At 42.5% G+C, this 15,917-nt stretch carries 11 protein-coding genes; 5 read left to right on the top strand and 6 right to left on the bottom strand.

All coding sequences use genetic code 11. From position 1 onward, the window contains the following. The first annotated feature begins 368 nt into the window (after window positions 1-368). The 3 genes from ACO1B7_RS14600 (at window position 369) to ACO1B7_RS14590 (ending at window position 4,267) form a co-directional block, all read left to right on the top strand. Window positions 369-1,667, top strand: coding sequence for an MFS transporter (locus ACO1B7_RS14600; RefSeq protein WP_004730974.1), 1,299 nt, complete (start codon window positions 369-371; stop codon window positions 1,665-1,667). Window positions 1,668-1,784: 117 nt separating this feature from the next. After that, window positions 1,785-3,050, top strand: a complete 1,266-nt coding sequence (locus ACO1B7_RS14595; RefSeq protein ID WP_004730976.1) for a DcaP family trimeric outer membrane transporter — start codon at window positions 1,785-1,787, stop codon at window positions 3,048-3,050. Between the two features lie 17 nt (window positions 3,051-3,067). Continuing rightward, entirely contained in the window at window positions 3,068-4,267 is a 1,200-nt protein-coding gene (locus tag ACO1B7_RS14590; protein WP_423090291.1) for an MFS transporter, read from the top strand. A gap of 177 nt (window positions 4,268-4,444) precedes the next feature. Here ACO1B7_RS14590 and ACO1B7_RS14585 read toward each other — a convergent pair whose 3' ends face one another. The 6 genes from ACO1B7_RS14585 to ACO1B7_RS14560 all read right to left on the bottom strand — a co-directional run bounded on the left by ACO1B7_RS14585 (window position 4,445) and on the right by ACO1B7_RS14560 (window position 12,522). After that, window positions 4,445-7,024 carry a bifunctional diguanylate cyclase/phosphodiesterase gene (locus tag ACO1B7_RS14585; protein WP_004730980.1) on the bottom strand — a complete coding sequence of 860 codons (2,580 nt, stop codon included), beginning with the start codon at window positions 7,022-7,024 and terminating at the stop codon, window positions 4,445-4,447. Window positions 7,025-7,230: 206 nt separating this feature from the next. After that, on the bottom strand, window positions 7,231-7,890 hold the full coding sequence (locus ACO1B7_RS14580) for a 3-oxoacid CoA-transferase subunit B (RefSeq protein ID WP_004730982.1): 660 nt from the start codon (window positions 7,888-7,890) through the stop codon (window positions 7,231-7,233). Continuing rightward, window positions 7,890-8,561 (bottom strand): 3-oxoacid CoA-transferase subunit A, encoded by a 672-nt coding sequence (locus ACO1B7_RS14575; RefSeq protein WP_004730985.1) that lies wholly within the window; start codon window positions 8,559-8,561, stop codon window positions 7,890-7,892. The genes ACO1B7_RS14580 and ACO1B7_RS14575 overlap by 1 nt, the downstream gene beginning before the upstream one ends. A gap of 40 nt (window positions 8,562-8,601) precedes the next feature. Further along, window positions 8,602-9,882, bottom strand: coding sequence for an MFS transporter (locus ACO1B7_RS14570; protein WP_004646972.1), 1,281 nt, complete (start codon window positions 9,880-9,882; stop codon window positions 8,602-8,604). 254 nt (window positions 9,883-10,136) lie between these two features. Beyond that, window positions 10,137-11,336, bottom strand: coding sequence for an acyl-CoA dehydrogenase (locus ACO1B7_RS14565; protein WP_004646973.1), 1,200 nt, complete (start codon window positions 11,334-11,336; stop codon window positions 10,137-10,139). Between the two features lie 31 nt (window positions 11,337-11,367). Beyond that, a complete protein-coding gene (locus tag ACO1B7_RS14560; protein WP_004730987.1) occupies window positions 11,368-12,522 on the bottom strand; it encodes an acyl-CoA dehydrogenase family protein in 1,155 nt (384 codons plus the stop codon). A gap of 502 nt (window positions 12,523-13,024) precedes the next feature. Here ACO1B7_RS14560 and ACO1B7_RS14555 point away from each other — a divergent pair. Together ACO1B7_RS14555 and ACO1B7_RS14550 are read left to right on the top strand one after the other, a co-directional pair. Beyond that, complete coding sequence (locus tag ACO1B7_RS14555) at window positions 13,025-13,861, top strand: IclR family transcriptional regulator (RefSeq protein WP_004280319.1); 837 nt, start codon at window positions 13,025-13,027, stop codon at window positions 13,859-13,861. Between the two features lie 227 nt (window positions 13,862-14,088). After that, the gene (locus ACO1B7_RS14550; protein WP_216986032.1) at window positions 14,089-15,801 is read left to right on the top strand and encodes an electron transfer flavoprotein-ubiquinone oxidoreductase; all 1,713 of its coding nucleotides are present in this window, start codon (window positions 14,089-14,091) and stop codon (window positions 15,799-15,801) included. Window positions 15,802-15,917 lie beyond the last annotated feature (116 nt).

Raw genomic sequence — 15,917 nt, 5'->3', positions numbered from 1 at the left:
CTCCAGAATTCAAAAAAGTTATTTTTTACTAAAAATAGAGTAAAAACTCTTGTTCATCTGGTTATTTTATGATTAATTGATTTCGCAATACGGAATTAAGTATTTTAAATGTAATCTGATTATTCATTTAAATGAATAATCACCATAAGGCAGAACTTAAAATTAATTTACGAAATCAAATTTTCCAGCAATGAGATGATTTTGATTTAGCGTAAAGCGTGAAAAATCGAATGTAGCCTGATAATAAATGCAGCGGCTGTTGTATGCAGAGCAAGTCTGTTAGATCAGGAAAATGTTTCCGTGAGGAAGAAAAATGGATTTAGCGGTAGCAGAGGAAATGCTACTTTTAATATATAGAGGATATAAAAATGACAAGCGATACCATCGTAACAGGAGACAATAAAACCGATGTCTCCTCCACGGATACCATTAAACAGGCGCCAAAACGTCTATGGATGACGGCTTTTGTCTTTGCTTTTCTGATTTTGCTCTGTGACGGTGCAGATATCGGGATTCTGGCTTTCAGTCTGACCAGTCTGAAAGCTGAATGGGGACTAACTTCTGTACAGGCCGGTGCCTTGGGAAGTTATTCTCTTTTAGGAATGGGGATAGGAGGTTTTATTGGTGGATGGGCATGCGACAAATTTGGACGTGTCCGCGTCATTGTACTGGCCACCATCGCCTTCTCGATCTTGTCAGCCTACTCAGGTTTTGCTCAGTCTTATACTGAATTTGCAATTTTACGTACTCTTTCTTGCTTGGGTTTAGGCTGTTTATATATTGCCTGTAATACCTTGATGTCTGAATATGTGCCAACCAAATACCGTACCACAGTGCTGGCAACATTGATGACCGGTTTTACTCTGGGTTCTCTGGTGATTACCATGCTTTCAGGCTGGATTATTCCTGAGTTCGGCTGGCGTATGCTGTACTGGATTACCATTGCACCTTTAGCACTCGGTATCCTCATGCACTTTATGGTGCCTGAACCAGAATCGTGGAAACGTGTTCGGGAAATGAAAAGAACTGGCCAGATCGTCGATAATAATGCAAAAAAAGGCAATCCATATATCACTATTTTAAAAGATAAAACACACGGCAGAATGTTTATCTTATGGTCATTCAGCTCAGGTTTTCTCTTATTCGGTTACTTTGGGGTGAGCAACTGGCTGCCAAGTTATCTGGAAGCGGAATTAGGGATCAAATTCAAGGAAATGGCGATCTATATGATTGGTACTTTCTTGACCATGATATTCGCCAAAATCATTGCAGGTTATGTTGCTGATAAAATTGGTCGCCGTATTGTGTTTGCTTTCGGCACCATGGGAACAGCGCTATTTATCCCTGTCGTGGTGTATATGCATAATGCCGATAACATTGGCGTACTGATGCTAATCTTCGGCTTCCTGTACGGTATTCCATATGCCATCAATGCAACCTATCTAACCGAAAGTTTCCCGACTGGTGTTCGTGGTACAGCGGTGGGCGGTGCATTCAATATTGGTCGTATCGGTGCAATCTTCGCGCCAATTACGATTGGTTATCTTGCGATGCATGGTTCGATCGGTACAGGTCTGTTGGTAATGGGTGCAGCATATTTCCTATGCGGTTTGATTCCTGCCCTGTTTATTAAAGACCGTTTATACGATCCGCAAAAAGCAGAATAAACCCTACTTCGGAAGGCAGGTCAAATCGCTGCCTTCCTCACTTCAAATATTTACAACACGTCAGTATAGAAAGGTCTCCTTTCATTCAGGATTAAAAATTTCTTTAGGGATTAAGAAATGAAAAAATTAGTTTTAGCGACATTATGTGGTATTGCTTCAGCACAGGCATTTTCAGCAGAAGCTTCTGAAGACCGTATGCAATTTCTTGAGTCACAGTTAAAGCAAATCCAGGCAGAACTAGAACAACAAAAAGCCGCGCAACTTGCATTAAAGAACCAGCAGGAACAAGCCAAAGCGCAAGACTCTAAAACGCTGAGTTCAATGGTAGATAATGTCGATGTTTATGGCTTGATCCGCTTTGATGGTGCAGTCGATTTCAAAAGTACTACTGAAGCCCGTGGCCGTACCATTAACCAGATTAATAAAGTACCTTTTACTGAACCGGATTCTGTACGTTCCGATTTTACTGCGGCTGCCAGCCGGATTGGTTTCCTGGCCAAAGATCTAGGAGGCAATCCGAATGTTTCTGCTCGTTTAGAAGCCGACTTCTGGACCAACAATGGTAAAGGCGATGGTGGATTACGTATCCGTCATGCACACTTAAAATACTATAACTGGACGTTTGGTCAGGCCTGGTCATTGATGTCTACACCAGAGATTAGCACTGAAGCTGTCGACTACAGCTTGTTCCTGGGTGGATCAGTCTTACGTACCCCTCAGGTGAGCTATGCTTTCAAACTTGATCCGGAAAATACCTGGAATGTCGGTCTGGAATATATGGCCGGTGGCGATCGTTCTTCTGCCTTACCTGCTTTAACCACTAAATATGTTCATCAATCAGGCTCTCTTCATTTATTAGCTCAAGGCTTTGTCAATCAAAAGCAGGCACAGATTGCGACAGGCGATATCGAGAAAGTTGGCTGGGGTGTGGGAGTTGGTGGACGTTACCGTTTAGATGATCAAAACTCGATTCAAGGGAACTATTTCCATATGGTCGGTGATCAGCGTATTGCAGCTTTCTTAACTCAAGGATCAACAACTGATGGCGCTACCTGGGGTGGCGATTATTCAGTCGATCCAATTAATAATGAACTTTTGCTCAATGAGTTCAATAGTATAAATATTGGCTTCACACATAAATTTACGCCGAAACTACGGAGTAGTATTAATGCCAGCATTGTTGATTTTGATGATTCCAGCGACTATGCACGCGCGAATCCTGAAACCAATAAACGTTTAACGGACTATGTAGCTAACGTGATCTATTCTCCTGTTCCAAAGATTAACCTAGGTGCAGAATATCATCATGGCAAGCGTGAAACCTTTGACAACAAGGAAACAGATATTTCGCGTATCAACCTCTCTGCCAACTATAGTTTTTAAAGCCTCAGGAGACAAGGATGTCAGCCCAAGGGCAAATTTCACGCCGTTTCATGTTCATGATGGCAATGACCTGCGCACTCTGCGCAGGTTGTAACTATTTTAACCAGCCCTTGATTTATTCTATTGCAGAGGATCTGCAGATCAGTGTAGCTCAGTCTGGCTGGACTGTAGTACTAACCCAAATTGGCTATGCCACCGGGTTATTTTTGTTTGTCCCCTTGGGGGATTTGTTCGAAAAACGGCTGTATATCTGTATTTTAATGTTCTGTACCGGACTGGCGCTTATTGGGCTTTCAGCCAGTACCAATCTACATATGTTGTATGGCTTTACTCTACTCGCCTCTTTTTGTTCGATCACCACCCAGATTCTGATTCCTTTTGCCGCCAGCCTGTCGCAACGTGATAAAAGTGCCGAAGTCGTTGGCCTGCTCATGAGTGGTGTTCTGGTCGGCATTCTGTTTGCCCGTACCGTGGCAGGACTGATTTCTACTTTATGGTCTTGGCATGCGGTGTACTTATTTAGTGGTTGTGCAATTCTTCTGCTGAGTCTGGCCATGTGGTTCCAGTTGCCGAGCGCCAAGAGCCAGTTGCAGATGAATATATTGCAAATTTATCGCTCATTATTTACCTTTGCCCGAACAGAACCCATGCTGATCCGGCGTAGTATGATCGGAGGTTTGGGCTTTGGCATGCTGAGTATTATCTTTACTACCATGACTTTTATTCTGGCTGAAGCACCGTATCATTTTAATGATTTCCAGATTGGTCTCATGGGTATTGTGGGTGTGGTCGGCATCTGGTCCTCTCAATGGACCGGTAAAATGATTGGCAGACATCGGGAAAAATTGATTGCACACCTGGCCACATGCGGACTGATTCTGGCCTGGATTCCCTTATTCTTTGCCCAGAATTATTTATGGATTTATATCCTGGGCTTGATTCTGGCTTATTTCGGAATTTCCTGTTTACATGTCTTGAACCAGAATCTGGTCTATCGAATTTCAATGCAGGCTCGCTCGCGGATTAATGCCATCTATATGACCTGTTATTTTTCAGGTGCTGGTCTGGGAGCATTTTTATCGCTGCATTTATGGAAAAGCTATGGCTGGTCTGCCTGTGTCATTTTAGGTTTTATTTTTGCCCTATTGATCTTTGTAATTAACTATTATGATCTGAACCAAGAAAGAAATTTAGCCAATATTCAACCTGAGCCCTAAATACTGTTAAAAACCTTTGGAGGGTTAAAAAGCTTATTTTTTATCCCGCTTTCTATACTAAGCATAAATTATAGAGATGATACGCTGATAAAATAGGAAAATTTTTGAGGTCTGTTTGCCATTGCCTTTCTATCTGAAGAGCCGTTAAAAATATTGAGATACCTTAACTTTCTAGAGTTAATTCATTTTACTATTTTCCATCGCGAGATAAACAGGCTTCAATTCAGTTAAAGGCGCAGGTTTTGCATAGAAGAAGCCTTGTAGCAGATCACAGCCCTGTTGATAGAGCAAACTGGCCTGACTTAAGGTTTCGACACCTTCTGCGACAACTTCCAAATCCAGTTGATGTGCCAAGTGAATAATCGATTGCACAATTGCAGCATCCTGACCATCGAGGGTCAGCTCTTCAATAAAACTACGATCTAACTTGATTTGATTGATCGGCAAGCGACGCAGATAACTGAGACTCGAATAACCTGTACCAAAATCATCAATGGCAACCTGTACACCTAAAGCACGTACTGCTTTCAAAATTTCTATCGTTCGATCTGCACCATTAATGATGACACCTTCCGTAATTTCAATTTTAAGTAATTCCGGCGGTAATTGACTGAGTTCAAGAGCATGTTCAAGTACTTGCAAAAAACCTGCTCTACGGAATTGCAAAGGCGAAATATTCACCGATACCGTGATCTGGCTATTGTGTGTCTTGTTCCACTTGGCAATATCTAAACAGGCCTTTTCCAATACCCACTGGCCTACGCTAATAATTTGCCCGGTTCTTTCTGCAAGCGGAATAAAAATTGCTGGGGAAATATAACCCTGCTGCGGATGGCACCAACGGATTAAAGCTTCTACGCCTGTCACCAGTCCAGTTTCAGGATGAACCAGCGGCTGATAGAACAGGTCAAAATTTTCCTGATTGATCGCTTCCATGAGTTCCAGACGCAGATTAGTATAGTCTATTTCTGCGACAGGCTGCATTCTGGTTTTTTCATACCACTGCCACATATTACGACCTTGTCTTTTGGCTTCCTGCATCGCCAAAACAGACTGATAAATCAATTCAGAAGAATGATGAATCGAACTGTCATCTGCCACAATACCAATGCTGGCACTTAAATGTATTTTGTACTGATCGACGATAAACAGCATGGAAAGAAGATCAAGAATTTCTCCAGCAATCACCTCGACTTCAGTGTGCTCATCTGTCCCTGAGAGCAGCAAAATGAATTCATCTTCAGCGAAGCGGCATAGCACATTATTGCCTTGAACAAATTTTTGCAGCCGCTCGCCCACACTTTTGAGAATCTGGTCACCCACCAGATGACCTAAGCTGTCATTTATATTTTTAAAATCATCCAGATCTATATACAGCAAGACTAAAGGTTGTGAGCTCTCGTGCTGTGCTTCAAAAATATTTTCCAGAATCTGTTTGAATGCATGCTGGTTCGGTAAACCGGTTAAATGATCATGAGTATGCTGATGCTGAATATATTCTTCGTGAATACGTTGCTGAGTAATATCTTCCTGAATCCCCAAAAAATGGGTGCAGGTTCCTGTCTGGTCAAAAATAGGACCTATAGTTAAACGATTCCAGAACCAGCTGCCATCTTTACAGTAACTTTTTATAGTTACCTGAATTTCTTTTTGTTCTTTAACTGCTTGCTTGAGTAATGCAATCTGATCCGGATCAGTATCTGGACCCTGTAAGAAAAAGCAGCTTTGCCCTAGTACTTCTGCTGCCGTATAACCGGTGAGCTTTAGAAAAGCTGGATTCACATACACCATTAGCCTTTCTTCAGAGACATCGGTAATAAAAAGACTATTCGGACTAGCCTCTACCCCACGTTTTAATAATCGTAGAGACTCCTTGTTTTCACGCGATACAGTAATATCTCGGGCAATGCCAATAATACCGGTGACTTTCTGATTTTGAATAATCGGTAAATTGGTCAGATCCAGCCATAAGATATCGCCTGCAACATTATAAATTGGAAGTTCATAATGTTGAGATTTACCTTGCGCTGCTTCTGAAAATGAAACATTCGCAAGTTCATGGAATTCGGGCGGTATGAAGGCACAATAGTGCTGACCATGGATTTGCGCTTTAGAAAAACCTGTAATTTCTTCGCAAGCAATATTGGTATTAAGCACATGTCCCTGCAGGTCAAGTTCAAAAATAATATCTGGATGATAGGTATAAAATGAGCTGTATTTTTCATTAAGCTCATGTCTTTTTTGACGTTCCTGATCAAGCTCGATTGCGAGGGCAACTAATTTTGCCGCTTGTTGTAAAAGCTGAATATGATGTTCAGTCGGTATTTTGGGTGTTCGATAATAGGTGGCAAACGTTCCGTACAGAATATCTGAAGCATTAATAATCGGCATAGACCAGCAGCTAGACAACTTTTCTGCGTTTACCAAAGCACGGTAAGGCTGCCAGTTTGGGTCTTTCATTAGATTTGGACTAATGACCAACTGCCGTAAAAAGGCAGCTACCCCACACGATCCTTGATTTGGCCCAATTTTCAAATCTTGAATAGCATTACAGTACTCTTTTGAAAAGTGCTGTTTGCCGCTTATAACGTTTAAAGTTTGGGTGTCATCCTTATAGAGCATAATAGTGACAAGCGCATCTGGTATACGCGCTTCAAGCCACTGGCTAATAACATCGAGGATAGGTTTAAGTTCAGTATGGCGACCAATCAGATTAAAAATATGAAAAATTTCTTGATCATCACAATTATTATTCATTCAGACTATCACCTTCCTTAGCTTGTTAACATTTTAGACTTATTATTAAAATAATCATTAGCAAAAGTTTGTATTTATATCTTTAAAATGCGGAAATATGGTCAATATTACGTGTATTTGATAATAATTCTAAAATTTAAAAATCACAGCCGAAGCTGTGATCTAAAACTATACTTTTACTCAATCAGAATATTGCGGACTTATTTTTAGGCTGCTTGTTGACGACTGTCCACTAATTTACAGCCAGTCTGCCGTTGCAATTCTTCAAAACTTAAGCCATCCACTATTTCAATAACCTGAGCTTGTCGGTCTTTTAATTCAATCACACACAAATCAGTATAAATACGGTTGACACAATGTTTACCTGTTAGAGGATAAGTCAGTTCTTCAACAATTTTTGCCTCACCGTTTTTGGTCACATGTTCCATGCAAACATAGACACAGCGAGCACCCACTGCCAGATCCATCGCACCGCCTACAGCAGGTACAGCATCAGCATTACCGGTATGCCAGTTCGCCAGATCACCATTAATAGCGACCTGAAAAGCCCCCATGATACAGATATCCAGATGCCCGCCTCGCATGATATCGAAAGAGTCGGCAGAATTCATAAAACTGCCACCTTGCAACATGCTTACGAGTTCTTTGCCGGCGTTAATCAGATCATCATCTGCCTGTTCAGGATCACTCAATGCAGCAAAACCTAAAACGCCATTTTCCGAGTGTAGAATTACTCCTTGTTCAGGTTTTAAATAACCTGCTACGCGTGTCGGTAAACCAATACCCAAATTTACAAAAGAGCCGGTTGGAATGTCTTGTGCAACTTTAGCTACAATCTGTTCACGACTACGTTTTTGAATATTCATTATTTAATATCTCCAACCTTGACCACATGCTGTACAAAAATCCCTGGCGTTACGATGATCTCTGGATCAAGCTCCCCCAGTTCCACAACTTGATGGACTTGTGCAATGGTGGTTTTTGCTGCTTTGGCCATGATCGGACCAAAATTCCGTGCTGCCTTACGGTAGGTCAAGTTGCCCCACTGATCTGCCTGATTGGCATAAACCAAGGCATAATCAGCATGTATCGGATATTCCAGCACATAATCTTTTCCATTGATATTACGGGTTTCTTTACCCTCAGCTATTTTGGTACCAAAACCGGTTGGAGTAAAAACAGCTCCTAAGCCTGCACCGGCTGCCTGAATACGGCAGGCCAGATTGCCTTGTGGCACCAGTTCCAGCTCAACTTTTCCGGCTTTATACAGATCTTCAAAGACGGTTGAGTTATTGGCCCGTGGAAATGAACAGATCATTTTTTTAACCAGTCCAGACAACAGCAGATTGGTTAGACCACGATCTCCAGAAGCTGCATTGTTGTTAATAATGGTTAAGTCTCTAGGACCAAAGTCAATTAATGCTTCGATTAATTCTACCGGCTGACCTGCCAGGCCAAAACCACTGGTCATAATGTGTGCACCATCAGGAATTTGCTTAAGTACCGTCTCGATATCCTGCGTGATTTTATTCATCATATTGCTTCCTAGCATGTTCTATCTATATTACGAGTGCAGATTAATCTGCCTTTTGTGGATCAAATAAGCGGTCTTTAATAAAGAAAGCGGGTATCAGGCCGCAAAGAAAATAGGCAATGCCCATAATCAGTAAGCCGGTACCAATTGAGCCTCCTTGAGCAAAATAGCCAATGGTAAGAGGTGCAAACACCGCACCCAGTCGGCCTACGTTATATGCCCCACCCACTGCTGTTCCACGCACTTTGGTGGAGAAGCTTTCTGTCATGTAAGTCGCATTAATACCGTATGGAATACCATAGAGAAAACCGAAAAATAACATCAGCCAGAGGATATTATCCGGCGTATTACCAAAGACAATCACAGGGATAAAAATTGCAGTACCCATAGTGCCGAAAGCAAATACCGCACGACGGCCAATCCGGTCAGCGATAAAACCAGCAATAACTTTGGTACACATCATGATCAGGAAAGTCCCGATCATATACATGGTCATTTCTTTAAACTTGATTCCCAGATCAGTCTCTAAATACGCCGGTAGCCAGTTGCTGACTCCATAATAGCCAAACTGTAAAAATGCGGTACTGAAGGACCAGAGGATAAACATGCGACGGCTAAGTGCATCTTCAAAAATCATTTTAAAAGTATTTTTTGGTTTTTCCTGCAGAATACCACTGGCTTTTGCATCCAGGCGTGCTTTACGCGCATCTAACCAGGCTTTCGGCTCAGGCACCAAGAAGTACATCGCGAAGGCCAGTACAATTGGAATAATGGCAATATAATAGAGGTATCGCCAGCCAAATTCAGGCAATAGCCATCCAGCCAGAACAGTTGCGACCACCGAGCCTAAAGTCCAGCCAGTCATAAGCGTTGCCAATACTGTAGAGCGATATTTGGTGGGTACATACTCTGCCATGAGTGTGTTACAGGCAATATATAGAGCACCTAGTCCAATCGCAGACGTAAAGCGCAGCCATTTGAACTGATCATAACTTTCTACGAATCCTAACCAGAAGGTTAATGAAGAAAATAATGCAATGGCAATGACGATCACACGAACCCGGCCAAAACGGTCACAAGCCCAGCCACCAAAAAAACCGCCGATAGCCATGCCTGCAAGCGTCCAGCTCCCTAAGGCACCGGCCTGCATATTACTTAATGAAAACTCTTGTTTCAGACTGGTCAGACTGTAGGCTAATAACGCAATATCAGCACCATCAACCAATAATGCTAAAAATGAGAAAATAAAGGCCAGAATCCAGACTCTTTGCTTGGGTTCGTTTCCACCTTCCACTGGGTGTTGTTGTGAACTGATCGTATCCATAATGCTCTTTCTACTTTTCGGCACTCCTGTGCCTTTTTAAAACGCATATTTCACTTAATTATTTAGGTGAAATATAGAATATTCGCTGATCATTACCACGCTTTAGCAAGGTGGTATAAAATGATTTTCAAAGTTCTTGATAAATTTTCTCTGCAGAAATCACGTAGCAATACATTGAATGATGTGATTAAGCACAATTCTTAAACCCGTAAAACAATCTAGCCAGCAATGCTGGCTAGAAGTTGATGTCAGGTTTAGTTGCAAAAGGCTGCAATTCCGGTTTGTGCACGACCTAAAATCAGGGCATGTACATCATGGGTACCTTCATAGGTATTTACCACTTCCAGATTAACCAGATGACGGGCTACACCGAATTCATCGCTAATGCCATTTCCACCCATCATGTCACGGGCCAAACGGGCAATATCCAGTGCCTTGCCGCAGTTGTTGCGCTTGATCAGTGATGTACCTTCAACTGAAGCAATGCCTTCATCCTTCATGCGGCCAAAACGTAAAGCCACCTGCAAACCGAGTGCAATTTCAGTTTGCATATCTGCCAGTTTCTTCTGGATCAGCTGATTCGCAGCGAGTGGTCGACCAAACTGTTTACGGTCCATGGTGTATTGATGTGCGGTATGCCAGCAGAACTCTGCAGCTCCCATGGCACCCCAGGCAATCCCGTAACGTGCACTATTCAAGCAGGTAAAAGGCCCTTTTAAACCGCGAACTTCCGGAAATGCATTTTCTTCTGGAACAAAGACGTTATCCATTACAATTTCACCGGTGATTGAGGCACGTAGACCCACCTTGCCGTGAATCGTTGGAGCAGAAAGCCCTTCCCAGCCTTTTTCTAAAATAAAGCCACGAATGTCACCGATATTACCTTCGGCAGAAACTTCTTTGGCCCAAACTACAAATACATCGGCAATCGGACTATTGGTAATCCACATTTTTGCGCCAGTTAAACGGTAACCACCCTCGACTTTTTTAGCACGGCTAATCATGCTGCCCGGATCCGAACCATGATCCGGCTCGGTCAAGCCGAAGCAACCAATATATTCACCGGTTGCTAATTTTGGTAAATACTTCTGCTTTTGCTCTTCAGAACCAAATTCATTAATGGGTACCATCACCAGAGAGCTTTGTACGCTGGCCATTGAACGGTAACCTGAATCGACACGTTCAACTTCACGAGCAATCAGACCATAACTGACATAATTTAAACCTGCACCGCCGTACTGTTCCGGAATGGTTGGACCGAGTAAACCCAGTTCTCCCATTTCACGGAAAATAGCCGGATCGGTTTTTTCATGACGGAACTGTTCCAGTACACGCGGCATCAGTTTGTCTTGACAGTACGCTGCCGCTGCATCGCGAATCATGCGCTCTTCTGATGTCAGTTGCTGTTCTATTAAAAACGGGTCTTGCCAATCAAATCTAATTTTTGTCGTCATTTTAATATTTCCTTATTTTAAAATTATGAGATTAGGCGGTTGCTTGTTTAATCATTTCACGCGCAATAATAATTTGCTGGATTTGTGTGGTTCCTTCATATAAACGGAACAGACGCACATCACGGTAGAAACGTTCAATTGAATATTCACTGATATAACCCGCTCCACCATGAATCTGCAAACAGCGATCAGCAACTCGACCACACATTTCAGTTGCAAACATTTTGGCACAAGAGGCTTCAGTCGTAACATTTTGGCCAGCATCACGTAGACGCGCAGCATCCAGCACCATACATTTGGCTGCATAAATCTCGGCTTTGGAGTCTGCCAACATACCTTGGATTAGCTGGAAATTCGCAATGGGCTGGCCAAACTGTTTGCGTTCCACTGCATAGTTAAGTGCATCTTCCAGCATACGCTCTGCCATGCCGACGCTATAACCGGCAATGTGCAGACGGCCCTTATCTAGAACGCGCATTGCTGTTTTGAAGCCAATCCCTTCTACACCGCCAATCAGCTGATCTTTATGCACTTTACAGTTATCAAAAATTACATCACAGGTATAGGAACCATGTTGGCCCATTTTCTTGTCAATTTTACCTAGGCTTAAACCAAGTGTGCCTGCTTCGACTAGAAATGCTGAAATACCGCTCGCACCTTTAATCTCTTGATTGGTACGTGCCATCACGGTAAATGTCGTGGCACGTGGTGCATTGGTGATAAAGCGTTTAGTTCCGTTTAAAATATAATAATCGCCGTCTTTGACTGCACTGGTTTTTAAAGCAGCAGCGTCTGAGCCGGAATCCGGTTCGGTCAAACAGAATGAACCAATAATTTCGCCCGTTGCATAACGCGGTAAATATTTCTGTTTTTGTTCTTCTGTACCGTCGATAATGATGCCACTTGAGCCAATGCCGTTGTTAGTACCAATTAAAGAGCGGAATGCAGCTGATGTATGACCTAACTCCATCGCGACCAGAATTTCTTCTTCCATGGTAATGCCTAAACCACCATATTCTTCTGGAATCGTCAGGCCAAACAAGCCCAGCTCTTTCATCTGTTCCACAATATGTTCAGGAATGGCATTGTTCTCTTCTACTTCATGCTCAAGAGGCACCAGTTCATTTTTTACAAAATCGCGAATCGTTGACAGAAGTTGGTCTAGCATTTCCGGATCACGAATCATATGAATCTCCATGGATATGATTTAGGTAAATTCCTTTACCCTTATTTTTGTTTCGTATTACGAAATAAATAATCATATAAAATCATTTTGAGCAAGTGAAATTATTAAAAATTTTATTTTTTAAACAAAAAATGAAATTTTTCTGGCATTCCAGTTAATTTATGTTTAAGATTTAATTTCACGATACGAAATATTTTGATGAATGATTGTTTTATTTATCAGTTTTTTGAATAGATAATTAAACCTTTTTTCTTGCTGTAATACTTGTCGATCACTGACTCTTTCGGAGAAATCGAAACTTTTTAAATGTTTTGGCTACGTATTAAACCTAAAAAACTAGATGATTTTATATCGTCTTTAAACTTGAGTAACAAAATTCTTTCCGGCCACAAATAACTTCGGCACTTTTTCTTATATTTTATCTTTTATAGAAGTGTTTTATTTTGTATCGTGAAATTATGTTGCTATCATATTCATTAATTTAACTTTAATTGCCCTGACCATGACAAAAAATAAAACTGGTGAAATTCCCAACTTTGATGAAATCCGTTTAGATCCGATTTCACATATTCATAGAGAAAATAATCCTCAATTTATTGCGTCTATTGCGCGTGGATTGGAAATCTTGCGTTGCTTTTCAGCGACCAATCAATTGCTTGGCAATCAGGAAATTGCACAATTAACCAACTTACCCAAGCCAACTGTGGCCCGTATTACCAGCACCCTGGTTTCTTTAGGTTATTTAAAACAACTACCGAATACCACGAAATATCTGTTGGATGTTGGCGTATTGGCTTTGGGCTATGCAGCTTTGAGTAATATTTCTGCACGTACTCAGGCTTATCCGTTTATGGAAGAAATGTCACGCTATTCCCAAGCCCCTGTGGCAATGGCTACCCGTGACCGTTTGAGCATGATTTATCTGGAAGTGGTACATACAGAATCGACGCTGACCATGCGCCGCCCTGTCGGTTCGACTTTACCGATTCATAGCAGTGCCATGGGACGTGCCTGTCTGGCAGCAATGGATGTAAAAGAACGCGAATATTTATTTGACGCGATCAAGAAAAGAAACGAAGATCAGTGGCCAACCATCAAGCGTAATCTGGAACGTGCAATCCGTGATTATCAGGATTATGGCTATTGTCTGTCTCTAGGTGACTGGGCTAAGGATGTGAATTCCGTGGCAGTTCCATTGGTTCACCCTAAACACGGGATATTAACGTTTAACTGTGGTGCTCCAAGTTATCTGTTAAATCAGGAAAAACTGGAAAATGAAATTGGGCCGCGTCTGATTCACATGGTGAACAATATTGCTATGAATCTCAATAATATATAAAAAAATTAATCATCAGAGCGACATTCAGTCGCTCTTCTTATTGAATACCCAATCTACACATCTTCTTCCTTTATCTATAATTTACAGCAAACCTTTTTAATACGGTGAAATAGATAAGATTTAAAAAATAGATAAAGTCCTATTTCAAATAAAAAGATCAAAAATAAGCTTCATAACCGATTTAGATAATGCTATAAATATCGTATAGCGAAATTGGATTTTATATTATGGAAGATATAACAAGAGAATCGATGGAGTTTGACGTCGTCATCGTAGGCGCAGGCCCTGCGGGTCTTTCTGCTGCGATCAAAATCCGTCAGCTTGCAATTGAAAACAACTTAAACGATTTGTCCGTTTGTGTCGTAGAAAAAGGCTCCGAAGTCGGTGCACATATTCTGTCTGGTGCGGTACTTGAACCGCGTGCCATGAACGAGTTGTTCCCGGACTGGAAAGAACAAAGTGCCCCGCTGAATGTCCCGGTGACTGAAGATAAAACCTTCTTCCTGCTGTCAGATGAAAAATCACAGGAAGCACCGCACTGGATGGTGCCTAAAACCATGCATAACGATGGCAACTATGTCATCTCGCTCGGCAACGTGGTGCGCTGGTTAGGCCAGAAAGCCGAAGAACTCGAAGTATCGATCTTCCCGGGCTTTGCGGCATCAGAAATTCTGTATCATGCCGATGGCACAGTCAAAGGCATCCAAACCGGTGACATGGGCATTGGTAAAGATGGCGAACCGACGCATAACTTTACCCCGGGTTATGAACTGCATGCCAAATACACGTTATTTGCTGAAGGTTGCCGCGGTCACTTAGGTAAGCGTTTAATCCAGAAGTTCAACCTGGACAAGGATGCTGATCCGCAACACTACGGTATCGGCATTAAAGAGTTGTGGGAAATCGATCCTGCCAAGCACAAACCGGGTCTGGTGATGCATGGTGCCGGTTGGCCACTTTCTGAAACCGGTTCTTCAGGCGGCTGGTGGCTCTACCACGCGGAAAACAACCAGGTGACCCTGGGCATGATCGTGGATCTGTCCTATACCAACCCCCACATGTATCCGTTCATGGAAATGCAGCGCTGGAAAACCCATCCATTAATTAAGCAATATCTCGAAGGTGGCAAGCGTATTTCCTATGGTGCCCGTGCCGTGACCAAAGGTGGTTTTAACTCGCTACCAAAATTCACCTTCCCGGGCGGCTCATTGATTGGTGATGATGCCGGCTTCCTGAACTTTGCCAAGATCAAAGGCTCACATACTGCAATGAAGTCCGGCATGCTCTGCGGTGAAGCGGTGTTTGAAGCAATTGCGGCCGGTGTACAACAAGGCGGTGATCTGGCGATTGCACGTGTTGTAGAGGGTGAAGATTTCTTTGTCAAAGAACTCACCGCGTATACCGATAAGTTTAACAACAGCTGGCTGAAAGAAGAGCTCTATAACTCGCGTAACTTCGGTCCTGCGATGCACAAGTTCGGTCAATGGATCGGTGGTGCCTTTAACTTTATCGACCAGAACGTGTTTAAAGTTCCATTCACTTTACATGATCTGGTTCAGGACCATGCTGCGCTAAAAACCCAGGCAGCTGAAAGCTTCAAGCCGACCTATCCAAAACCGGATGGCAAGCTGACCTTTGACCGTCTGTCTTCAGTGTTTGTCTCGAATACGGTCCATGAAGAGAACCAGCCAGCGCACTTGAAACTGACCGATGCTTCGATTCCGGTGGAAGTCAACCTGCCGACATGGGATGAACCTGCGCAGCGTTACTGCCCGGCGGGTGTCTATGAAATCATGGAAAATAATGACGGTTCGAAACGTTTCCAGATCAATGCAGCCAACTGTGTGCACTGCAAGACCTGTGACATCAAGGAACCGTCCCAGAACATCACCTGGGTAACACCGGAAGGTGGTGGTGGTCCGAATTACCCGAATATGTAAGGTAATTCCTGTGAATGAGAAAAATACATCTATTTCTCACATTCACATACCCAATCTTGAAGCAGTTAATATTAACACTTCACTTTAATTTTTTAGGTAATCCCAGTTCCCGAGGG

The organism is Acinetobacter lwoffii (assembly GCF_049367455.1).
Taxonomy (GTDB): Bacteria; Pseudomonadota; Gammaproteobacteria; order Pseudomonadales; family Moraxellaceae; genus Acinetobacter; species Acinetobacter lwoffii_W.
The sequence above is the reverse complement of the archived record's forward strand: the minus strand, read 5'-3'. Positions and strand labels throughout refer to the sequence as shown.